Source organism: Flagellimonas zhangzhouensis (genome assembly GCF_900102925.1).
In the GTDB taxonomy this organism is placed as follows: Bacteria; Bacteroidota; Bacteroidia; order Flavobacteriales; family Flavobacteriaceae; genus Flagellimonas; species Flagellimonas zhangzhouensis.
In genome coordinates this window covers 913,065-936,396 of record NZ_FNKI01000002.1, presented here as the reverse complement: position 1 = coordinate 936,396, position 23,332 = coordinate 913,065, and the positions used below count along the sequence as shown (strand labels likewise).

Here is a 23,332-nt window from a genome sequence, read left to right as displayed (position 1 = left end):
GACCTCATGGCAACAGTAAAACCTTTTAAGGCCATTCGCCCCACAAAGGACAAAGCTTTTTATGTAGCCTCAAGGTCCTACGAAGAGTATTCCAAAGATGAGCTTCAAGCGGTTTTGAAGTACAATCCATTTTCATTTTTGCACATTATCAACCCAGGATTTAAGTTCGAAAAGCATATTACGGGTCAAGAACGTTTTCATTTGGTGCGAAATCGTTATTTGGAATTTCTGGAGGAGAACATCTTTCAAAAAGATGATGCGCCAAGTTTCTATCTCTATCAAATCGTAAAAGAAGACTTTAAAAGCCTTGGATTTTTTTGTGCGTGCAGTGTGGAGGATTACCGAAACGATGTGATAAAAAAACACGAGGATACCCTGCAGGAGCGCGAAGAGCTATTTGCCGATTATTTGGATACCGTAGGTTTTAATGCGGAACCTGTTTTGATGACCTATGCGGACAATGACGAAGTGAATGCCATTTTCCAGCGAAAAATCAAACGGGTTCCAGAGTACGATTTCACTACAGTAGACCGCGTTAATCATAAGCTTTGGAAAATATCCTATCCTGAAGGCATTGAAAAATTAGAAAAGGCCTTTGCTCAAATGGATGCGCTTTATATTGCGGATGGGCACCACAGAAGTGCTTCTTCCGACCTTTTGGCCAAACATTTGGAAAAAGAAAACTCCTCTCATAATGGACAGGAGCCCTATAATTATTTTATGGCCTACCTCATTCCTGAATCTCAAATGCGAATCTACGAGTTCAACCGAATGGTGAAAGATTTAAATGGATTTTCGAAAAAGGAGTTCTTGATCCAATTGGACGAATACTTCATGATCGAGAAAGAAACCAGTGGTTTGTGCAGGCCCACCAAAAAGCATGAGTTTTGTATGTACCTGAAAGATGAGTTTTACAAATTGCATCTTCGGAAAACCAACTACCAATTTACCGATGCCTTAAGTGAATTGGATACACAAATTCTGTTCAAGACCATTTTGGAGCCGATATTGGGTATTAAAGATTTACGAAACGACAAACGAATTTCATACGGCTACGGCAAGCACAACCTCATTAAAATGAAGGAGGATGTGGATAAAGGTAAATTTGAAGTGGGTTTTAGTTTGGTTCCAACCACCGTTGAGGAAATTAAAGCGATTGCTGATGCTGGTTTGGTAATGCCCCCAAAAAGCACGTATATTGAACCTAAGCTACGTAGTGGCTTGGCTATTTATGAATTGTAACCTATGTCGATAAAAGAAAATCTTCTTGAAATAAAATCCGAACTCCCCGACGGAGTGACTTTGGTCGCTGTGTCCAAAACCAAGCCCAATGAGGCTATTTTGGAAGCCTACGAAGCAGGGCAGCGCGTTTTTGGCGAAAATAAGGTGCAAGAAATGGTTGCCAAATGGGAAGTGTTGCCTAAAGACATCGAATGGCATATGATAGGCCATTTACAGCGTAACAAGGTCAAATACATGGCCGAATTTGTGTCCTTGATTCATGGAGTTGACAGTTTAAAACTCCTCAAGGAAATAGATAAACAGGCCCAAAAGCACAATCGGGTGATTTCATGCCTACTTCAAATGCATATCGCAGAGGAAGACACCAAGTTTGGTCTGGACCAATCTGAACTGAACGAACTTATCCATTCAGATGAATTCAAAGCCATGGAAAACATTAAAATTGTTGGGTTAATGGGCATGGCAACATTTACCGACAACGAAACCCAAATTCATAAAGAATTCGCCCAATTAAAATCTATTTTTGATTCTCTAAAGAGTGAATTACCTGAAATTTCTATTCTATCCATGGGCATGAGTGGCGATTACAACATTGCCATTGAGGAAGGCAGTACCATGGTGCGTATTGGAAGTAGTATATTTGGAGCTAGAAACTATTCATAACCAGTAATTTTCCATGTACGCGATACTTGACATTGAAAGCACGGGAGGAAAATACAATGAGGAAGGCATTACCGAAATAGCCATCCATAAATTTGATGGCCACCAAGTAGTAGATCAGTTTATTTGCCTGATCAATCCCGAACGGGAAATTCAACCTTTCGTGGCCAAACTCACAGGTATCAACAATAAAATGCTGCGTTCTGCTCCTAAATTTCATGAGGTGGCCAAACGTATCGTGGAAATTACTGAGGGAACGGTTTTGGTTGCTCACAATGCCCAATTTGATTACCGAATTTTACGAACCGAATTCAGGCGATTGGGATACGATTTTCAACGTAAAACCCTTTGTACCGTAGATTTATCCAAACAATTGATTCCCGATGCGGAATCGCATAGCCTTGGAAAATTGGCCAGGTCCTTGGGCATTCCAATGAGCGATAGACACAGAGCCAATGGAGACGCTTTGGCAACTTTAAAGTTGTTTAAACTGCTTTTGAATAAAGATTCCGACAAGACAATTATCACCGAAGTGATTCGGGAGGAGACACATGGAGAACTATCCCCAACCCAACTGGATATGGTTACGGGTCTTCCAACCTCTACTGGTGTGTATTATATGCACGACAAGGATGGGGAAATTATTTTCATTGGTAAATCAAAGAATATCCAAAAAAGGGTGAACCAACATTTTACCAATGTGGGGAATCAGGCCAGAAAACTTCAAAAAACAACAAAAAGGGTCACTTACGAAAACACAGGAAGCGAATTATTGGCTATTTTAAAGGAATACCAAGAACAAAAGAAGAACAGGCCAAAGTTCAACCATGCTCTCAAGAAAAAACTATTCTCACACACCATTGATTTTAGCTTGAATGGCAGTGCTCATATTGTTTTGAAAGTTAAAAATGATAGAGAACTCACCGAAAATAAAATGGGATTCAGCAGCCCTTCATCAGCTCATAATTTTATAAATAAAATCACCTCCGAATTTGAATTGTGCCCCAGTTCCAAAGACACAAAAGAATCTTGCATTTCAGATGAAAATCCTGCAACCAATTGCAACGAAAAAGTGAACGCAGCTTTTGAAAAATATAGTATTGAAGGTAAAAGTATAGCCTTATTGGATCAAGGTCGCGAAACGGGTGAACGCAGTTTTCTATTGATCAAAAATGGTCAACTACAAGGTTTTGGCTTTGTGGAACTCAACCATCAAATCAATAATATTCATATCTTAGAATCAATAATGACCCAGATGCAGGGCGATGAAAACACAAAATTCATTATTGAATCCTATTTGAGAAAAAACAATCGACTCAAAAGTATTCCACTAACCAACTAAACTTTGAAGCCGAACAATTCAATGCCAAAATGGAAAAACACCCTTCATGAAGTTATTTATGAGGCGGACACTCCTGCTGGCAAAATGTTCGATATCATTCTTTTTATCCTGATCATATTCAGTGTGATTTTGGTGATGCTGGAAAGTATTGATGATTTTAATGAACATTATCACGGCATTTTATTGACTTTGGAATGGGCTGTCACCATCTTCTTCACGCTGGAATATATCGCAAGACTGGTGAGTATAAAAAAACCATTGCGGTATGTGTTCAGCTTTTATGGTATTATAGATTTCTTGTCCACAATTCCATTATACCTATCCTATATATTGGCTGGTTCTCAAGTATTATTGGCGGTTAGGGCATTTCGATTGCTTCGAATATTCCGAATTTTAAAGTTGGTGAAATTTATCGGTGAAGCTTCCCAACTACAATCTGCTTTAAAAGCAAGCAAGACCAAAATTGCCGTTTTCATCTATGTAGTTCTGATACTTTCTGTCATTTTGGGCACTTTAATGTACATCGTGGAGGGCGATGACGCAGGTTTTACTAGTATTCCACGCAGTATTTATTGGACCATCGTGACCTTGACCACTGTTGGATACGGAGATATTGCTCCACAATCCAATTTAGGGCAGTTTTTAGCAACAGTTATCATGATTTTGGGTTACGGGATTATAGCTGTTCCAACTGGGATAGTAACTGCCGAATTTGCTCGCAGTAAAAAAAGTCATGAAGAAGAAGATGAAGAGAACACCCATTACGTGCACATCAATACGCAAGCATGCCCTAATTGCGGCATTGAAGGCCATAGGGACGATGCTACCCATTGTTTTAACTGTGGACACGTATTATGAGTGATGCAGTTGTTTTGGCTGTAGTGGGACCTACAGCTATTGGAAAAACCGCCTTGGGCATTCATTTGGCACAGCATTTTCAAACAGAGGTAATCTCCGCTGATTCTCGACAATTCTTCAAAGAAATGGAAATTGGCACGGCTGTTCCTTCCAAAGAAGAGCTTCAACAAGCCAAACATCATTTTATTCAACATAAAAGCATTCTTGAGCCGTATTCGGTTGGTGATTTTGAACGAGACACCATAGATCTGTTGGAACAATTGTTCAAAGAACATAAAATTATAGTGATGGTTGGTGGCAGTGGACTGTATGTGGATGCCGTTATCAATGGCCTCGACAAATTCCCTGATGTAGATCCAAAAATCAGGGAATCCCTTAACAAACAACTGGAACAAGAAGGGTTGGAGAACTTGCAGAAAGACTTACAGCAACGCGACCCTGATTATTTCAAAATAGTTGATGTGGACAACCCGCATAGATTGATTCGAGCATTGGAAGTTTGCATTGCCTCAAATCAACCATATTCCTCTTTCCTAAACCAAGAAAAATTACAAAGACCTTTTAAATCTCTATACGTTGGCATTAATGCACCCAGGGAAATTATTTATGAGCGCATCAACAAACGTGTGGACCTAATGATGGAGCAGGGTTTACTGGATGAAGCAAAAAAACTCCACCCACACAAACAACTGAATGCATTGCAAACTGTTGGTTACAAAGAACTTTTTGAATATCTTGACGGGCAATGTACTTTGGAATTCGCAGTATCGGAGATTAAAAAGAATACGCGACGCTTTGCCAAACGCCAGTTGACTTGGTTACGCAAAAACGAAGATATCCTTTGGGTGGACTTTGACGAAGACAAGAACCAAGTCATTGCTAAAATTAACGACCGACTAAACAAAATTTAATGCCGCACAGTAAGACCGTTCTTGTGGTCATGGGTGTTAGTGGCTGTGGTAAAACGGCCATTGGACAGTTATTGTCAAAAAAATTGAATCGTCCTTTTTTTGATGGGGATGATTTTCACCCTGAATCCAACGTTAAAAAAATGAAATCGGGTTCCCCTCTGAATGATGAAGATAGAAAGGATTGGTTAATCGCGCTTAACCAACTTTGCATTGAACATCGTGAAAGCGGCGCCGTAATAGCTTGTTCCGCACTTAAAAAGAATTACAGAAGCCTACTACGTGCAGGTATGGGCAATTGTATTGCCTTTGTTTACCTCGAAGGCTCTTTTGATTTGATAAAATCAAGATTGGAACAGCGAAAAGGACATTTTATGCCCATTGAATTATTAAAATCACAATTTGACACTTTAGAACCACCCTCAAGAGAGATTACCGTCTCTATTGATCAAACCCCGAAGAAAATCGTATCTGAAGTCCTTAAACACCTATAACCATGGAAATACAGCTGTTCTCGGCCGTAATATTGGGCATTGCCGTGCTCTTATTTCTTATTTTAAAATTAAGGGTCCACGCGTTTATCGCTTTACTTATTGGTAGTATTATAGCAGGACTTGTAGCGGGTTTGGATGGTAAGGAAATTATTGACACCGTTCAAAAAGGAATGGGTGGAACCTTGGGTTTTGTCGCTACCGTAGTTGGATTGGGAGCCATTTTTGGCGGAATTCTGGAAGCTTCTGGTGGAGCCAAAACCATTGCTGACTTTATGATCAATAAATTCGGTTTAAAAAGAGCGCCTTTGGCCATGGTCATTTCAGGTTTTTTAATTGCCATTCCTGTATTTTTTGATGTGGCCTTTATCATTCTAGTGCCTATGATCTATGCCTTGCAACGTAAAACAGGAAAATCATTATTACTTTACGGAATACCACTTTTGGCGGGTCTGGCGATTACCCATGCTTTTATTCCTCCCACTCCTGGCCCTATTGCCGTTGCTGATATTATCGGAGTTGATCTAGGCTGGGTAATTCTGATGGGGTTTATTGCAGGAATCCCAACTGCATTGATAGCAGGATTGGCTTTTGGAAAATATATCGCCAATAAAATTGATGTAGCCGCTCCAGAAGAAATTGAAGATGGTGAAATTCAGGCTTTACCACCCATTGGGCAAACTTTGGCCATCATCGGACTTCCAATTGTACTTATTCTTTTGAATACTATTATTTCCTCAGGAGGTTTTTCGGTGAATCCCACCATTTTAAACTTAATTAGTTTGATAGGCCATCCCTTTTCCGCTTTGATCATAGCGAATCTATTGGCATGGTATTTTTTTGGCATCCGAAAAGGCTTTACCAAAAAACAATTGCTTCAAATTTCCTCTAAATCTTTGGCGCCTGCAGGCACCATTATTTTATTGACAGGTGCAGGAGGAGTTTTTAAACAAGTATTGACCGATACAGGTGCTGGTGAGTTGTTGGCAACATCGCTGAGCAATGCAGGAATTCCAATTTTAGCATTTGCGTTTATCAGCGCCGCTATAGTTCGGGTGGTTCAAGGCTCATCTACCGTCGCTATGATCACAGCCGCAGGATTGGTATCCCCTTTATTGATTGGAACAGGCCTCAGCTCCATTAAATTGGCGTGTATAGTGATTGCCATTGCCTCAGGAGCAAGTATCTTTTCCCATGTGAACGACAGTGGATTCTGGTTGGTTGGTCAGTATTTGGGCATAAGTGAAAAACAGACCTTTAAATCCTGGACGGTTATGACCACTATTTTGGCTTTTGTAGGATTGACAACGGTTTCAATTGTCTACATATTCGCATAAAAAAAGCCACCTAAAGGTGGCCTTCATATTTTGATATTGATAGTTCTTACTGATTTTCAGCTTTTACCACCAATCTAAATCCTTCTCCGTGAATGTTCAATATTTCTACCAAATCATCCTTTTTAAGGTATTTTCTCAATTTAGCGATATACACATCCATACTACGTGATGTGAAGTAATTATCGTCTCTCCAGATTTTGGTCAATGCCAATTCACGTGGCATCAAATCATTTTCATGAAGGGCCAACAATCTCAAAAGCTCATTTTCCTTTGGTGAAAGTTTAATAGGCTCTTCCTCCATGTATTTAAGAAAACGCAACTTGGAGTTCAAGTGGAAATTACCAATCTGGAACTCGAACTGCTTGCTGTCTGCCAATGAACTGGAAGCTTTACGTTGAATTATCGCTTTAAGTTTCATCAACAATACTTCTGAATCGAAAGGCTTGTTCAAATAATCATCCGCACCTGCTTTGTATCCTTTCAAAACATCTTCTTTCATGGTCTTGGCAGTCAAGAAAATAATTGGAATGTTTTCGTTTTTCTCACGGATTTCCTTTGCCAAGGTAAAACCATCTTTATAAGGCATCATCACGTCCAAAATACAAACGTCATAATTGTCCTTTTTAAATTTTTCAAAACCTTCCATTCCATTTTTGGCCAGAACCACATCAAAATCGTTCATGGACAAATAATCTTTGAGGACGATTCCAAAATTTGGGTCATCTTCTACGAGTAGTATCTTCTTTTTTTCTGTTTCCATAGTCTATTTTAAATTAAAGGGAGTTTAATGAAGAAGGTGCTTCCTTTGTCTTTTTCACTTTCTGCATAAACCTCACCTTGGTGATCATCTATAATTCTTTTTACGTAGGCCAATCCTAAACCATGACCTTTCACGTTATGTATGTCGCCGGTATGTTCCCGGTAAAACTTCTCAAATACTTTTTTAAGCACGACCTTGCTCATTCCAGCACCTTGATCCTGTATTTTTATAATGATGTTGTTTTTCACCACTTCGGTATACACATCAATTTTTGGGGTTTCGGGTGAATATTTCACCGCGTTGTCCAAAATATTTACGACCACGTTGGTCAAGTGCATATCATTTGCTAAAACCTCTGAACGTTCCGCGTCCAAATGGGCATTTACGTAACCTCCTCGATCTTGCACAATCAATTCAACATGAGTAATGGCATCATGAATAATATCATGCACATCTACCCTATCTTTGGTGATATCCAATTGATTTTTCTCCAATTTGGATATTCGCAATACGTTCTCTACCTGTGCATGCATTCTTTTGTTCTCATCCCTGATCATGCCCAAATAGCGCAACACCTTTTCCTTATCATCAATGGTAGCGGGATTCTTAATGGCCTCAACTGCCAAGTTTATGGTAGCAATAGGGGTTTTGAACTCATGCGTCATATTATTGATAAAGTCGGATTTGATTTCCGAGATTCGCTTTTGCTTGATCAATTGGTAAATGGCACTGGAATATGCCAAAATGATGATTAAAGTGAATATCAATGACAACAATGCCATACCCATCAATGACCTAAACAGATACTTTTTCATACCAGGAAAAGTCAACAACAATGAAAAAGAAGTCATCCCTTCAGCATCCCTAAAAATGGGGGCCTTATACATTTTGTCTCCTGAAAACTTAAATTTTCTGGATCTTATTTTGGTAGGATATCCTTGGCTATAAACGCCGTATTCGTAATCCAAATCAATGTTACGATTGCTAAGCTCTTGGCTCAACAACAATTCCAATTCTTGTTTGGACACTCTTTTATGAATCGGCTGGGTTTTGGCATGTTCCATAAAAACATCTTCCCATGCCGCTTTATCAACGCTACTTAGTTTTCCTATACTGGTTACTTTTTCAATGGGTGTTAGGCTATAACTTCGCCCATCCAAGCCACCTTCCCGCTTAAAAACCTGTTTGGTTCTCCTGCTGGTGAAATTTTTGAGCAATGTGGTGTCTTCCGCACCTAAAGTATTATCAAAGAACGTTGATGTTATATTGTAATCCTCTTCAAGAATTCCATGCGAATAAAAAAGTATCTCATCAGAATCGAGATCTCTTTCCACGAACATGAAATTTTTGAATTGAGCACTTTTTGGCTCTCCAATGCTATCCGCCATCATGGCCAAACGATCGGAATATTCATTCATCTCCCTCTTCTCTACCCGCTCTGAAACCTTGTCGAGTATATCCGTAACCGTACGTGAAAATTGTTCTTCTTTGTCGTTAATGGAGGTCCTAATCCAATACACCTGAACCAATATAATCCCAACAAGGGACAAGCTCATGAGAACCACCAGAAGAACGAATAGCTTCTTGTTCATTAGCGTAAAATTAAAAATTTAACATTTAGAAATTTTAGCGTTTAACCTAACCTTAACAAAAATGTTAAAATTTAGAAGCTTTCGCTAAAAGTTTGAGATGTAGCGCCTTAACCAACTCTTCTGTTTTTGTTATGTCAAGGTTTTCGATATGGAAATCGGCACGTTTTAGTTTTTCGCCGTCTTCCATCTGGTTTTTGGTGCGGTCCACTACCGCCTTTTCATCCACTTGGTCCCGTGCCATTACACGCTGTAAACGAACAACTAAGGGTGCAGTTACCAATATGGTGAAATCATATTTGTCTTGGGCGTTATTTTCAAAAATCAATGCTGTTTCTTGAATCACATAGGGTGAATCTTGGGCCGCTGTCCATTCCAAAAAATGCTCTCGAACCGCTGGATGCACAATACCATTCAATTTTTCCAACAATATTGGATCCGTAAACACCTTGCCAGCAATATATTTTCTATTCAAAGTACCATCTTCGTAAGATGCTTCGCCCAATAGATCAATAATTTCTTGTTTTACCTTAGTGGAAGTTGTCATCAATTGCTTGGCTTCCCTATCCGAATCGTAAACAGGAACTCCCAATTCCTCGAACATTTTGGCGACGGTACTTTTACCGCTACCAATCCCTCCTGTTAACCCCACTATCATCATGGCTGTTCCAAAACAAAGTTTACTGTATTTTCTTCCATTCGAAGATCGTACACATTTTCTGGTTTTTGGGAAAGTTCCAAAAACAAAGTACTGTTCGTAGACCCATTCAATTGCGAATAATCTGCCACAATTTCAAAATCGGTGGCTGATATCTCCTTTAAACGATCTATGGTTGCTTTGCAAAGGACCGTAACCGAGTTCGGAAAGATTTTAACTTGATATCCTTCTGGAAAATTCAACCCTTTAATGGGCACCTCAAACACCTTTTCGGAGAATTTGGATACTTTACCTGATACTTTCACTTGGGCCACTGAAAAAATAGTGTTGTCCAAGCCTTTCGGGAATACCAACGCTGCATCATTGGAAAAATCGCTGTTGACGTTGGTCAACTGAATTGGTACTGTTTTAATCGATTGTATGGTATCAATTTCATTTTTTGGCCCTTTCACTTGAACCGAATCTGGTGAAATTCGAAGTTTTCCATCCAAAATAAAGTTCTGCTGTAATCGTAAATCCAATTTTGCTTCAACTGGTATTATTTTGGTATCCACCTGGTACAAATCGACTGCTAATTGGCGTCGGTCTAATTCTATTAAAGAAATATTTTGCGACAGTTGTTGCTCCATTTGCCTTTTTAAGGGCGCTTCATCCAAAACATATCGACCATTTTGATAAGCAACTTGAGATATATCGATATCCATTCGTTGCTTAAAAAAATTGTAGTACAAAAACTGGAAACCGTTGGCCCTAAGCTTTGCTTCTATCTGTTCTTCTGAATGGGTTCCCAACAAAAGGGAATCAGGCAAGTTTCTGTAGTTAATGCTAAAATTAGCCCTTGACTCATAAGATTCAGATAAATTACTGATAAGCCAAGCCAAAGATGAGCACAACAAAAACAGTGAAAACACCTTCACCTTTTTCTGATTGAGGCCTGATAAAAGCTTTTTGAGCACGGTTACTTCTTCTTGAAAAATAATTTTGGAAACAGTTCCTCTGGTTCCTTTTTACTAAAGTTAAGCAACATTGTGGACTTGATAAAACCAATTCCATATCCTGTAAACTGTGTCAAAGCCGCGAAGAGTGATAAAACGGCCACAGCCACGTTTTTTGTTTTCAAAAAAGCGTCAACAAATAGCAAAACAAAATAGCATCCATACAGCCATAAAGGCAACCCAATTCCGACCAAGGCCAAAAGTAGGGCCATAATCAATCCTAGCATAAACAAAGTCGGAAACCAATAGGTTGGTTTTGCTGTTCCTTTATGCCAACGGTTTAAAATAGGACGCACCATGCCAAACTTGTTCACTTGAATGTAAAATTTGTTCCAGTCTATACGTCTTTTATGGTAAACAAAAGCATTGGGAAACAATCGGGTTTCAAAACCAGCTTTCCAAATGCGAAAGGTAAGGTCGGGGTCCTCCCCTGGGTGAATCCTTCCAAAGCCACCTGCTTTTTCAAAGGCTTCTTTAGAAATTCCCATATTGAAACTACGGGGTTGGAACTTTCCAACAGCCTTCTTTCCTCCACGAATCCCTCCTGTGGTAAAAAAAGAGGTCATTACATAATTGATGGCCTTTTGTACGGTGGTAAATGACTGATCAGCTGCATCTGGACCTCCAAAGCAATACACGAATTCTCTCTGCAACTCCTTTTCCACTTCAGATAAATATTGTGGTGGAAGTATGCAATCGGAATCCAAAATAATATAGTAATCACCTTTGGCCTTCTCCATCCCAAAATTGCGTGAATCACCTGGCCCTGAGTTGGCTTTAAAGTAATATGAAATCTGAAGGGTATTTTGATATGATTTTACAACCTCTTCAGAGCTTTCCGAAGAACCGTCTTCCACAATTACCACCTCAAACTCCTTTTGGAAATCTTGCTTTTGCAGACTTTCCAATAGCTCTCGAACTTCGTCGGGTCTATTGTAAACAGGAACAACAATGGAGAAATATCTATTCATATCAAAAAAAGAAAGCCACCCAAAAACGGATGGCTTTTATTAAAATATGTTTTTCTTATTCTGAAAACTCGTCAATCACCTCTTGGCTAACCCCAGTGTTGGAGAAACCACCATCGTGAAACAAGTTCTGCATGGTTACCTTTTTGGTTAAATCGGAGAACAAAGAAATAGTGTAATTGGCGCAATCATCTGCGGTGGCGTTTCCTAGTGGAGACATTTTCTCAGCATAATTGATGAATCCACCAAAACCTTTAACACCTTGACCTGCTGTGGTTGGTGTTGGCGATTGGGAAATAGTGTTCACTCTTACTTTTTGTTCTTTTCCGAAGAAATACCCAAAACTTCTGGCCACAGATTCCAAATAAGCCTTATTATCGGCCATATCGTTATAATCAGGGAATGTACGCTGAGCCGCCATATAGGTCAAGGCAACAATACTACCCCATTCGTTCATAGCTTCAGCTTTGTACAAAGATTGCATTACCTTATGGAAAGATAGTGCGGAAACATCCCAACCTTTCTCAGTAAAACTGTAGTTCTCATCGGTATAATGCCTTCCCTTTCTCACGTTTACGGACATACCAATGGAGTGAAGTACAAAATCGAGTTTACCTCCTAAAATTTCCATGGATTTCTCCACCAAGTTTTTCAAATCTTCCTCGTTGGTAGCATCTGCAGGAATAATTTCTGAGTTGGTCTTTTCTGCAAGTTCCTTAATTTGACCCATTCGCATAGCGATAGGTGCATTGGTCAATACAAATGTACCTCCCTCTTCGTGAACTCTTTCCGCAGTTTTCCAAGCAATTGAATTTTCATCCAATGCTCCAAAAATGATTCCTTTTTTACCTTTTAAAAGATTGTATGCCATATTTTCTATGAGTTGTTGATTGTATTGCAAAGATATTTAAACTAATTGAAGTTTGCATTTTACTGCAATAATTCCTTTGCATGTGCCAAAGCAGATTCTGATAGCGTTTTGCCTCCAAGCATTTCCGCTAACTCCCGAACACGTTCATCTGTGCTCAATTGTTTAATGTGGGTACTAGTTCCTGCTTCACCTTCCTCCTTATATACCTTAAATTGATATTTTCCTTTGGATGCCACTTGAGGCAAATGTGTAATGGAAAATACTTGCATGGAATTTCCCATTTGCTGCATGATTTCGCCCATTCGGTTTGAAATCTCGCCCGATACTCCAGTGTCAATTTCGTCGAACATCATGGTCGGAAGGTTTTCGTATTCCGCCAAAATGGATTTGATGACCAACATAATTCTTGATAATTCCCCTCCTGAAGCCACTTTTTTTAATTCTCCGTAATTGGAGCCTTTGTTAGCAGAAAACAAGAAGGTCAATTCATCTTTTCCATTGGTTTTAAAGGAATTGGACGGGTCGATTTCAATTGAAAAACTAGCTGAAGGCATTCCCAACAAGGCCAATTGCTCTTGAAGCATTCCTTTTAACTTTGGAATCACTTTGGTTCTATTGTCACTTATTTTCTTTGCCCACCCATTTACTTCTTGAGTGATTTTTTCAACTTCCGATTTCTTGGCTAAAATGTTGGCTTCCATATTGGCGACCACATCCACTTTTTCGGTCAATGTTTCTCGAATTTGAATCAATTCGTTAACAGAATCGGTATGATGTTTTTTCTGAAGGTCATACAATTGTTGCAATTGACCATTCACGGTTTCCAATCTATCTGGATTGGCCTCTACCCCATCTTTTAATTGCTCAATTTCGGAGGCTACATCATCCATTTCAATCAAAACGGATTGAATCCTATCGCTCAATGCCTTGTAATCTGTGCCAAAATCCGTCAAGCCTTGAAACTCACGCTTTAAATCACCCAATCTACCAACAACACCCAACTGTTCATCATTCAACAATTGATGACTGGCAGCCAATTTTTCCATGATTTGCTCCACATTGCTCAACTGCTCATACTCCTCTTCCAGTTCTTCCTGCATCCCTTCTTTAAGTTTTGCATCTTGGAGTTCTTTCAACAAAAAGGTATTGTAGTCGTGTTCCTTGTCAGCTTCAGCTTGAAAATCTTCTAAATCTTTTAATTCCTTGGATGCTTTTCTCAATTTGGAAAGTTCTCCAACGTATCCCAAAAGAAGTTCTGCATTCCCTCCTAGCGCATCCAACACCTTCATCTGAAAATCATTTTCTGTAAGTCGCAAGGTTTGGTGCTGTGAGTGCACATCTACCAAGCGATCACCCAAAGAACGCATCACATCCAAAGTCACAGGGGAATCATTTATAAAAGCACGAGATTTTCCGCTGGGCAAAATTTCCCTTCTCAGAATGGTGACATCTTCATAATCAAGGTCATTCTTCTTGAAAAATGATCTTAAATCATAGTTTGAAATATCGAACTCAGCTTCTATAACACATTTTTGTTCGGTATTTTTAAGAGAGGATAAATCAGCCCGATTTCCCAAAACCAAGGAAAGACCACCTAAAAGAATCGATTTTCCTGCTCCAGTTTCACCAGTAATAGTGGTGAAGCCTTTGGAAAAACCAACGCTTACGTCGTCAATCAATGCATAATTTTGAATGGATAGATTTACTAGCAATTCTGAAGATTTTATCCGTAAAGATAAATTTCTTTGGAGAACTGCACTAGTAATTTATTTGATTCCAAGTGCTGGAATAAAATGGGGCTACTTTGTTCAGGGTTTCCTTGAGTTTTACCACATCGACCTTGGGGCCATCGGAGAAGATATTTTGAATTTCTTCTGATTTGGCATCGAAAAACGTCTGAATCAAAAAGGCATTGGGCCTACGATTGATCAAGGTTTCGAACAAACGAAGACTTCCTGCTATAATTTGCTTGCCCGTGCTATTGTTGTCCGCCAATACATCCAACCCTTTACGGTGGTAATTGTACATGGCTATACGATATTCCCTAAAAGAGTTGCTCAAAAGATTGTCCACCAATTCAAATCGGGTACGGTCTCCCGTATCTTGACTCCAACCACTATAACTTGAACTTTGAGCTTGGGCCACTATATTTTGCGCTCTGCGATAGTAATCATTACCGCCTTCCAAAGAGAATGTGTCGGCATCTAGCCCCAAAATGATATAAACGTAGTACGAAATTACTCCAACCAAATTGGAGTCGAAGGAATTTGGGTTGTACACCAATGGCTGAAACTCTTGGTAAATAAAATTAAAAGCGTTATCCTTATAATTGAAAACGGGACTTTCGTATGAGGTATTAAAAACTGGGCGAGCTGATTGAATTTGAATATTGGCCTCAAAACGATCTGATTCGTATTGGGTTACGGTGATGAACATTCTTGCGTTCACCTTTTCATTCTCCCGATACACGCGGTTGGTCCACTTACTTTTATTTACGAAATCGTTCAATGAACGTTCCAACGTCTTAAAAATCTGTTGATTGGTCTGGTTTACTTGGTCAGAATTGACCGTAACCGTGCAATTGAGTTCCTGGGCAAAACCCGAAACTGAAACTGTACACAACAAAAAGAAAGACAGTAGTTTACGCATGAATTCTGGAGATGATTTCTTTCCAAATATCGGAAGCCACTTCGGACTTCTCTTTCACATCAAACGTTTTTATCTCCGAATTCTTATCTATAAAGGTGATTTTATTGGTGCCTCCTCCAAAACCAGCACCTGAATCTTTTAAGGAATTCAACACAATGGCGTCCAGGTTTTTTCTTTGGAGCTTTCCCTTAGCATTTTCAAGTTCATTTTCGGTCTCAAGGGCAAACCCTACCAAAAACTGCTTCTTTTTGTTTTGACCTAGGGAAAAAAGAATATCTGGGGTACGCTCTAACTCAATGCTCAGCTCCCCATCCTTCTTTTTCATTTTTTCTTGGGCTACGTATTTGGGTCTGTAATCGGCCACTGCTGCTGCACAAATGGCTACATCCATTTTTGCATAATGTGCATGACAAGCTTCATACATTTCTTGGGCAGAGGTTACCCGAATCAATTCGATTTGACTGTTTTCCAACTTTAATGAAGTTGGTCCAGCTACCAAAACCACCTCAGCGCCAAGATTAGCGGCTCTTTTTGCCAATTCAAACCCCATAGTACCTGTGGAACGATTCCCTAAAAACCGAACAGGATCGATAGCCTCTTGGGTTGGGCCTGCAGTAATCAATACTTTTTTTCCCGAAAGTGGCAATCCTTTGCGTAAATGGGCTTCAATAAATTGAACGATGTTTTCAGGCTCGGCCATACGCCCTTCGCCATGCAATCCACTGGCCAGCTCACCAGATTCAGCTGGAATCATCACATTGCCATAGGATTCAAGCTTTTGAATGGAATTTTTGGTGGATTCGTGCTTGTACATGTCCAAATCCATAGCTGGAGCAAAATATACTGGACATTTGGCGGACAAGTAGGTTGCTAAAAGTAGGTTGTCGCAAGTGCCATGTGCCATTTTGGATAAGGTATTGGCCGTAGCGGGCGCCACAAGCATTAGATCGGTCCAAAGCCCCAACTCAACATGATTGTTCCAAGATAAACTTCCATCTTCTTCATTCACAAAATCCATCAAAACAGGATTTTTGGACAAAGTGGAAAGTGTGAGGGGGGAAACAAAAGAGCTGGCGCTCTGGGTCATTACTATTTTGACCTGAGCGCCAGCTTTTATCAATAACCTAACTAAAAATGTGGTCTTGTAGGCGGCAATTCCTCCGGAAATACCCAAAAGGATGTTTTTACCGCTAAGCATTTCTTAGGCGTCTTTCTCTGTGTTTCTGTAATAGATTTTATCTTCCAACCACTCTTGTACAGCCAAGGCGTGTGGTTTTGGCAACTTTTCGTAGAATTTGGAAACTTCGATTTGCTCTTTGTTTTCAAATACTTCTTCCAAGCTATCACTGTATGTAGCAAATTCTTCCAATTTCTCCAACAACTCTTTTTTGATTTCAGAGTTGATTTGAATCGCTCTTTTAGAGGCAATGGAAATTGCTTCATAAATGTTACCAGTGCTGGCATCGAACTCGTTTCTGTTCAATGTTTTGGTAGATACCGGTGCCTTTGTATTTTTCAAATCTTGCATGTGCAGTGGTTTAAAAACTTTTATTTTGATATTGATGTGTCGTAAATGCTCAATTCCTTTCGAATAGTTTCCGCAAGGTCATCTGCCTTTTTCTTAAACTGGGTTTCTGGAAAATAACGCAACAAAGTGTTATACGAATCCAAAGCTTCTTCCAGACGTTCTTGTTGTTTGTCCATGGTACTGTTCAACGCCAATGTAGTGGTTGATTCAATACGGTAATACAGTGCCTCTTCTCTATAAACGGAACCTGGATTGTCTGTGATAAAATTATCGAACGCTTCAATCGCTGATACCAAAACAGGAAAGTTAAATTGACCTAGCTTATTGAATTGCTTGGCAATTTCTACCTGTTTCTTTTCCTTTTTGGCCGTTAATTCCTCAGCCATCGTGTTTGCTTCCGCAAAATATTCCGATTCTGGATATTGGTTGATAAAGGTTTGCAGTTTTGCCAATGCTTTGTCCGTATCACCTTGATCTAAAGAATATGCAGGTGAAAGCTCGTAATAACTTTTGGCTCCCAAAAAACTGGCCTCTTGGATTTTATCACTTCTCGGGTAGGATTTCACAAATCTTTCGAATTGATATCCCGCCAGGTAATAATCTTCGGTTTTAAAATAAGAATCAGCAAAAAAGAACATTACACGCTCCCCTTGCGGTTTACCTACATATTTTGGGGCAATCTGTTCGAACAAGCGTACAGCTCTTTTATAATCTCCTTCATTATAGAATTTTTCTGCCATTTCGTATTTGGCCGCAACATCTGTATTTTTAAGTACCTTTTGGTACTCGCTACAGGATGCAAGCAAAATAACTGCACTACAAAGAAGAAGTATTGACCTCATTTTCAAAAACATTTTGCAAAATTAGTGATATTGAACGGATTTAAAAAAAGAATTTTAACCACTCAAATGTAACTGGAACCAAAGCCATTCCCCAAGGAATTGGGCAACTTTTAACGAATTTTAAACATGAGCTCTATCCAAGGACTTCAAAAAGGAGCCTATTTTTTCTTTTAATCCCGCAGTTGCTTCCATTAAAGGTAAGCGAACATTTGCTGTGGAAAGGCCTAAATTTTCGAAAACACTTTTAATACCTGCTGGATTTCCCTCTTCAAAAATCAAGGTCATTAAAGGTGCTATTTTATGATGGATTTTATAGGCATCCGTGGCATTGCCTTCCAATCCAAGATTGATCATTTGGGAAAATTCAGTTGGTAGTCCTTGCCCGATAACTGAAATAACACCTGAACCACCAGCTAAAACAGTTGGTAATGCTGTAAAATCATCCCCGGAAATAACCATAAAATGGGCGGGTTTTTCACGAATGATCTTATCAATTTGAATCATATCACCGCAAGCTTCCTTGATGGCCACAATATTAGAAACTTCATGTGCCAATCTTAATGTGGTCTCAGGCAGCATATTACTACCTGTTCGAGAAGGAACATTATATAATATTATAGGTTTTGGAGAGGCACTGGCAATAGCTTTAAAATGCTGATAAATGCCTTCCTGGGTTGGTTTGTTGTAATAAGGTGAAACCGATAACACGGCATCAAATTCGGAAAGGTCCGTGGATTGCAGTTCATCAACAACCCCCAAGGTATTGTTCCCCCCAATTCCCAAAACCAATGGTAAACGGCCTGCATTGGTACGAACCACTACATCGATGACCAATTGTTTGTCAGCTTTGGACAAGGTGGCCGATTCTGCCGTAGTGCCCAACACCACCAAATAGTCGACTCCTTCCTTTATATTAAACTCTACGATTCGAGTTAGTGCATCCACATCAATTGAAGCATCTTCCCTAAAGGGAGTTACCAACGCAACGCCTGTTCCAACCAATTGTTCCATTCTAAATTTCGTTTAAAACCTTTAAATACTTTTTCAATTCACTTTTGAACAATTTAAAATCGTTCAAGGGTGTATTTAAGATCAAATCGTTCAATTTTGGATCTTGAGAACCCAAACCAACCTTTAAGCGAGCAGCGCTTTGTACCGACAGCAACTTCATCATCAAACTGTCTTCTTCGTAATAATTGATCAACATATCGTATTCCCTGCCCAAAAACTCGAGTACGTAGCCATTCTCTATCTGCCCCTTCCAACCCAAGTCCTTATCGGAAAAAATCTGGATGGCATAAGGTGAATTTTTATCGTACTCCTTTTTGTACCCAATAATTTTTATGGCATTGGGTCTGAGCGAAAACTCTTCGATCAATTCATAAAAGGCCTCAGCATTCTTAAAGCTATCCACATCCACAATACAGCCTATGCTACTGATACCTTTTTTCCTAGCTACAGGTTTGGAAGGTTTATCCAACTCCTCCTGTAAATATTTTTGCCCGGATTTAACCTTAAATTTGTCTTGGAGTCCCCGTATAAACATATTTTTGTTGCATTTTTACAAAGGTAAATAATCTACCAAGACAACTTAGCAAAGATACATACGTGAACTATTTAAATTTTAAACAATTTGTTGTATTTACAACTTTTTGTTTTTTGATGTCCTGTAAAAATGAGACTGGAACCCTTTCCGAAATACAGGGCAAACAAATCACCATTGATTCCACCTATGTGGAAGTAGATTCCATCTCAGACTTTGTAACTCCATACCGAAATCGTATCAATGAAATTTTGGACAGCACGTTGGCCTACGCCCCAAAACCCTTGTTAACAAACGATGGAGAACGAAGCACCTCTATGGGTAATTTAATGGCCGACATAGTTTTTGAGGAAACCGCACCCATTTTTAAAACCAGGACAGGAAAAGACCTTGACTTTGTGGTTTTAAATGCTGGTGGGGTTCGGTCTATTATCTCTGCAGGAAATGTGACCGCACGAAACGCTTATGAGGTTATGCCTTTTGAAAATTATATTGTGGTGGCGGAACTCAGCGGTTCTGCTACAAGAAAACTGATCAATTTTGTTTCTAAGGCATCACGAAAACACCCAATTTCCCATATTCAGATTGTTACGGATAAAAATAGGGCTTTGGAATCTGTGAATATTCAAGGTGAGCCTTTTGATGAAAGTCGGAGTTACTATGTCGCCTCCTCTGACTATTTGGTGAATGGTGGACCAAGTGTGGGCTTTTTTGATGAAATAATATCGGTTACCGAGACTGATTATCTTTTAAGAAATGCCATTATCGACCACTTTAATAAAGTGGATACCCTGAAAGCAATTATTGACGACCGTTTTATTCAATTGGACCAATGAAAAGAAGAGAATTTATTTCCAATACAGCCGCAGCATCAACCTTAATTGGTTTAGGAGGGCTTAGCTTGAACAGTTGTTCCAATTTGGGCAAAAAACACATCACCATTTTGCACACCAACGATGTGCATAGCCATATAGATCCTTTTCCCAGTTCCCACTCAGAATTCCCGAATTTGGGCGGAGTAGCTCGCAGAGCTACTTTGGTGGAGCAAATTCGAAATGAAAATCCAAATACCTTATTGTTTGATGCTGGTGATATTTTTCAAGGCACCCCCTACTTTAATTTTTACGGCGGTGAATTGGAATTTAAGCTGATGAGCATGCTCAATTATGATGCTTCCACCATCGGAAATCACGATTTTGACAATGGTATTGATGGGCTTTTGGCGCAAATGCCCTATGCCAATTTTGAAATGATCTCTGCGAACTATGATTTTTCGAACACCGTGATGGATGGTTATGTGAGGCCTTATAAAACGTATTTAGTTGACGGGGTGAAAATCGGAGTTTATGGCCTAGGCATTGAATTGGATGGACTGGTTACCAAACGTTTGTATAAAGAAACGGAATACCTAAACCCTTATGAAATCGCATTGGATATGGAGCGCAAATTGAAAGAGGAAGAAAACTGCGACCTCATCGTTTGTCTTTCGCATTTGGGGTACGATTATAAATATCCAGACAAGCCGAGTGACATTCAGTTGGCACAAAAAACATTCCATACCAATTTGATCATAGGTGGGCATACACATACCTTTTTGGATAAGCCTGATGTGCGCACCAACCAAAATGGAGAATCTGTTTTAGTGAACCAAGTGGGGTGCTACGGAATTAATTTAGGCCGAATCGATTTTTATTTTGATGCTGATAAAAATGTCGCCGCAGAGGGAGTAAGCATTATGGTTTGATTTTATTGGGTGGAGGGTGAAAGGTTGATGGTTGATGGTTGATGGTTTAAGTCTGCATATAAATTTTGTCATTCTGAACGTCTGCCTGCGGCAAGAAGTGAAGAATCTATTTACAATTAGCAGCAAACAATTTATAATTTTCTCTTTCTGAAGTCAGAGTTCAGAGTTCAGAAAGCTTTGTTCCATATATCTAAAAATCTTACTATCTAAAGACTAAAAAGAGATTCTTCGGTCGCCTTGCTCCGTCAGAATGACAAAAATTAAAAATCCAGCTATCCAAAAATCAAAATACCTAACCTCTAATTTCTCATATCTAAATTATCAATACTGATATCTTAAAGATTCCCGCTTTCGCGAGAATAAAAAAACCACCAAACACTTTTTACAGCATTCGGTGGCAAACTATCAGGAGTTGGGAATGTTTAAATTTTTTTTAAGGACAAATTACACTACCTGCATCTAAAATTGTCCAGCCTAGATTTTCAAGAGTTGTAATAGCTGTACCTACATTTTGTTGTTGACAATGCTGCACATTTGTTGCCACAAAAAGAATATCATTTGGTGGTAAATTTTGATTTGCCCAACCAATTAAAGTATTGGAATAATTTTCAGGAGACATTCCAGAATGAGAAATCATATCAACCATATTTTGGCTAGTATTCATATTCCAATTACCTAAATCTTGGTCAAAGGAAGATGCAAGTCCGAACATGCGCCCAAAATAAACTCCACTTTGGGTATTCCAGCCACTAATATTTTGATTAAAACTTGTGGCATTATTAAACATATCACCAAAATGCGTCACATTTCGAACATTCCAATCTTCAATATTACCATCAAATGCGATTGCATTATAAAACATATAAGACATTCCAGTAACATTTTCTGTGTTCCAATCATTTAGATCGCCATCGATTAGAGGGCAATCAGCAAACATATAACTCAAATTTGTTACATTGGTAAGGTTGGGTAAGTCGGTTGCTTTATATTCCAAGTTTAAACAACCATAAAACGCTTTACTCATACTCTCCCACACAATATCACCCCATTGTTCAATAGAAATTAATGTTTTCTTTAAAGACTCATCAAATCCATCTTTTCCCATTCGAATTGCTGGAAAATCTCCTGCAATAGCCACCGTGTACACACCAGGAGCGTCATAGGTATGGGATGGGTCTTGGTCTGTACGTTTTTCCACTGTTCCATCACCCCAATCAATAGTATAGTCATAGCTATAATTCTCATTGGTCGCAATGGAAATGGTACCACCATCACCTTTTACTTCCCATTTGGTTATAAAGGAACTTGGCAGTTCAAATAATTCGTCCTCAACATTCAACACCACAATTTGGACCATTGCCAGGTTTACTTCTTTTCCATCAGAAACGCTAATTTGAATTTCATGAGCAGTGCTTTCTTCATAATTCAAAGACATTCCTTCTTCCAAAAAGATTTCACCATTTTCAGTTATTCTGAATAAATCACTATCGTTTTGAACTATTAAATATTCAATTTGGTCACCATCGGGGTCTTCAGCTCCTAAATTTCCTATTAAATCCGTATCCAAAATATCCTCTTCCACCTCAAAGTAGGTGTTTTCAACTGTTGGCCCTCCTAATTCAACGTCAACTACTTTGATGACGACCTCCTTTTCTACAGTATGGATATCATCGCTAACCGCCACAGTTATACTGTGTTCCTGTTGTTCCGTAAAGTTGAGCTCTTTACCATCTACAAGACTCAATTCTCCAGTTTCATTTATTTCGAAAAGTTCATTATCATTTTTGGAGATACTAAACTCAAGTTCATCCCCATGAACATCGTTTGCGGTTAAGGCACCAATAACATAATCTACAGCTATATCCTCATCCACTTCAAACTCATAGGTTTCATCTTCAAACTGTGGCGCTACATTGACATTAATTGTAATCTGAGCCGACGCTTCCAATTCAAAATCTGATACAGTCACGGTGATCTTATGCGATGGTTCAGAATTAAAATCAAGGTTTTTCCCATCTTTCAATTTGAGTGCGCCTGTAACATTTGCTATTTCAAACAAATCGCTGCTATTTTGGGTAATGGAATACGCGAGTTTTGTGCCCACATTGGCATCGAAGGCTTTTACCAAACCAATTATATCTGTGTCAGAAATGAGTCCAGGAGGATTGAATGTTTGTTCATAGATTACGGGTCTCTGATTTGGAAATCCTGTTGAACCATCATCCTCGTTACAAGAAATTAATGTGATAAAAGCAAATAATCCTAATATTATCCTATTCAGTTTCATTTTTAAAGTTTTTAAAGGTTGTAATTGCTGCAATTTGAAAGTTTTATAGGGTTTTCTGAG

The 23,332-nt window shown here is 39.1% G+C and carries 23 protein-coding genes; 9 read left to right on the top strand and 14 right to left on the bottom strand.

From position 1 onward, the window contains the following. Positions 1–6: 6 nt before the first annotated feature. From BLQ18_RS11110 to BLQ18_RS11080, 7 genes are read left to right on the top strand one after another with little or no spacing between them, the layout of a single operon-like run. The gene (locus BLQ18_RS11110) at positions 7–1,242 is read left to right on the top strand and encodes a DUF1015 domain-containing protein (RefSeq protein ID WP_090295596.1); all 1,236 of its coding nucleotides are present in this window, start codon (positions 7–9) and stop codon (positions 1,240–1,242) included. Between the two features lie 3 nt (positions 1,243–1,245). Further along, a complete protein-coding gene (locus BLQ18_RS11105; protein ID WP_090295593.1) occupies positions 1,246–1,905 on the top strand; it encodes a YggS family pyridoxal phosphate-dependent enzyme in 660 nt (219 codons plus the stop codon). 13 nt (positions 1,906–1,918) lie between these two features. Next, positions 1,919–3,244, top strand: coding sequence for an exonuclease domain-containing protein (locus BLQ18_RS11100; RefSeq protein WP_090295590.1), 1,326 nt, complete (start codon positions 1,919–1,921; stop codon positions 3,242–3,244). A gap of 21 nt (positions 3,245–3,265) precedes the next feature. Beyond that, positions 3,266–4,102, top strand: a complete 837-nt coding sequence (locus tag BLQ18_RS11095; RefSeq protein WP_090295587.1) for an ion transporter — start codon at positions 3,266–3,268, stop codon at positions 4,100–4,102. Continuing rightward, positions 4,099–5,013, top strand: a complete 915-nt coding sequence (gene miaA / locus BLQ18_RS11090) for a tRNA (adenosine(37)-N6)-dimethylallyltransferase MiaA (protein ID WP_090295585.1) — start codon at positions 4,099–4,101, stop codon at positions 5,011–5,013. The genes BLQ18_RS11095 and miaA overlap by 4 nt, the downstream gene beginning before the upstream one ends. Next, the gene (locus tag BLQ18_RS11085) at positions 5,013–5,504 is read left to right on the top strand and encodes a gluconokinase (RefSeq protein WP_090295581.1); all 492 of its coding nucleotides are present in this window, start codon (positions 5,013–5,015) and stop codon (positions 5,502–5,504) included. The genes miaA and BLQ18_RS11085 overlap by 1 nt, the downstream gene beginning before the upstream one ends. 2 nt (positions 5,505–5,506) lie before the next feature. Further along, positions 5,507–6,838, top strand: a complete 1,332-nt coding sequence (locus tag BLQ18_RS11080; protein WP_090295577.1) for a GntP family permease — start codon at positions 5,507–5,509, stop codon at positions 6,836–6,838. Positions 6,839–6,884: 46 nt separating this feature from the next. On the opposite strand, the gene BLQ18_RS11075 is transcribed toward BLQ18_RS11080, so the two are convergent. The 13 genes from BLQ18_RS11075 to BLQ18_RS11015 form a co-directional block, all read right to left on the bottom strand. Then, entirely contained in the window at positions 6,885–7,598 is a 714-nt protein-coding gene (locus BLQ18_RS11075) for a response regulator transcription factor (protein WP_090295574.1), read from the bottom strand. 8 nt (positions 7,599–7,606) lie between these two features. Beyond that, entirely contained in the window at positions 7,607–9,190 is a 1,584-nt protein-coding gene (locus tag BLQ18_RS11070; RefSeq protein ID WP_090295571.1) for a sensor histidine kinase, read from the bottom strand. Between the two features lie 64 nt (positions 9,191–9,254). Then, complete coding sequence (gene coaE, locus BLQ18_RS11065; RefSeq protein WP_090295568.1) at positions 9,255–9,848, bottom strand: dephospho-CoA kinase; 594 nt, start codon at positions 9,846–9,848, stop codon at positions 9,255–9,257. Beyond that, a complete protein-coding gene (locus tag BLQ18_RS11060; RefSeq protein WP_090295565.1) occupies positions 9,845–10,801 on the bottom strand; it encodes a CdaR family protein in 957 nt (318 codons plus the stop codon). Before BLQ18_RS11060 ends, coaE begins: the two co-directional genes overlap by 4 nt. A 2-nt stretch (positions 10,802–10,803) precedes the next feature. Further along, entirely contained in the window at positions 10,804–11,811 is a 1,008-nt protein-coding gene (locus BLQ18_RS11055; RefSeq protein ID WP_090295562.1) for a glycosyltransferase family 2 protein, read from the bottom strand. Positions 11,812–11,866: 55 nt separating this feature from the next. After that, the gene (locus BLQ18_RS11050) at positions 11,867–12,679 is read right to left on the bottom strand and encodes an enoyl-ACP reductase FabI (protein WP_090295558.1); all 813 of its coding nucleotides are present in this window, start codon (positions 12,677–12,679) and stop codon (positions 11,867–11,869) included. A gap of 59 nt (positions 12,680–12,738) precedes the next feature. Continuing rightward, on the bottom strand, positions 12,739–14,391 hold the full coding sequence (gene recN, locus BLQ18_RS11045) for a DNA repair protein RecN (RefSeq protein WP_090295554.1): 1,653 nt from the start codon (positions 14,389–14,391) through the stop codon (positions 12,739–12,741). Positions 14,392–14,437: 46 nt separating this feature from the next. After that, positions 14,438–15,328, bottom strand: a complete 891-nt coding sequence (gene porD / locus BLQ18_RS11040; RefSeq protein ID WP_090295551.1) for a type IX secretion system protein PorD — start codon at positions 15,326–15,328, stop codon at positions 14,438–14,440. Beyond that, positions 15,321–16,526 carry a bifunctional phosphopantothenoylcysteine decarboxylase/phosphopantothenate--cysteine ligase CoaBC gene (gene coaBC, locus BLQ18_RS11035; protein ID WP_090295548.1) on the bottom strand — a complete coding sequence of 402 codons (1,206 nt, stop codon included), beginning with the start codon at positions 16,524–16,526 and terminating at the stop codon, positions 15,321–15,323. The genes porD and coaBC overlap by 8 nt, the downstream gene beginning before the upstream one ends. Positions 16,527–16,529: 3 nt before the next feature. After that, positions 16,530–16,856 carry a DNA-directed RNA polymerase subunit omega gene (locus tag BLQ18_RS11030; RefSeq protein ID WP_090295544.1) on the bottom strand — a complete coding sequence of 109 codons (327 nt, stop codon included), beginning with the start codon at positions 16,854–16,856 and terminating at the stop codon, positions 16,530–16,532. Positions 16,857–16,876: 20 nt separating this feature from the next. Continuing rightward, complete coding sequence (locus BLQ18_RS11025; protein WP_090295541.1) at positions 16,877–17,710, bottom strand: outer membrane protein assembly factor BamD; 834 nt, start codon at positions 17,708–17,710, stop codon at positions 16,877–16,879. A 108-nt stretch (positions 17,711–17,818) separates the two neighbouring features. Further along, complete coding sequence (gene dapA / locus BLQ18_RS11020) at positions 17,819–18,709, bottom strand: 4-hydroxy-tetrahydrodipicolinate synthase (protein ID WP_090295537.1); 891 nt, start codon at positions 18,707–18,709, stop codon at positions 17,819–17,821. Position 18,710: 1 nt separating this feature from the next. Further along, positions 18,711–19,244, bottom strand: coding sequence for a DUF6913 domain-containing protein (locus BLQ18_RS11015; RefSeq protein WP_090295534.1), 534 nt, complete (start codon positions 19,242–19,244; stop codon positions 18,711–18,713). 116 nt (positions 19,245–19,360) lie between these two features. Between BLQ18_RS11015 and BLQ18_RS11010 the strand changes: the two genes are divergently transcribed. Both BLQ18_RS11010 and BLQ18_RS11005 read left to right on the top strand, forming a co-directional pair. Next, the gene (locus BLQ18_RS11010; protein ID WP_245668108.1) at positions 19,361–20,077 is read left to right on the top strand and encodes a 5'-nucleotidase C-terminal domain-containing protein; all 717 of its coding nucleotides are present in this window, start codon (positions 19,361–19,363) and stop codon (positions 20,075–20,077) included. Further along, positions 20,074–20,985: a metallophosphatase gene (locus BLQ18_RS11005; RefSeq protein ID WP_090295527.1), complete on the top strand. Its 912-nt coding sequence runs from the start codon at positions 20,074–20,076 to the stop codon at positions 20,983–20,985. Before BLQ18_RS11010 ends, BLQ18_RS11005 begins: the two co-directional genes overlap by 4 nt. Positions 20,986–21,418: 433 nt before the next feature. On the opposite strand, the gene BLQ18_RS11000 is transcribed toward BLQ18_RS11005, so the two are convergent. After that, positions 21,419–23,272 (bottom strand): BspA family leucine-rich repeat surface protein, encoded by a 1,854-nt coding sequence (locus tag BLQ18_RS11000; RefSeq protein WP_090295524.1) that lies wholly within the window; start codon positions 23,270–23,272, stop codon positions 21,419–21,421. Between the last annotated feature and the right edge of the window lie 60 nt (positions 23,273–23,332).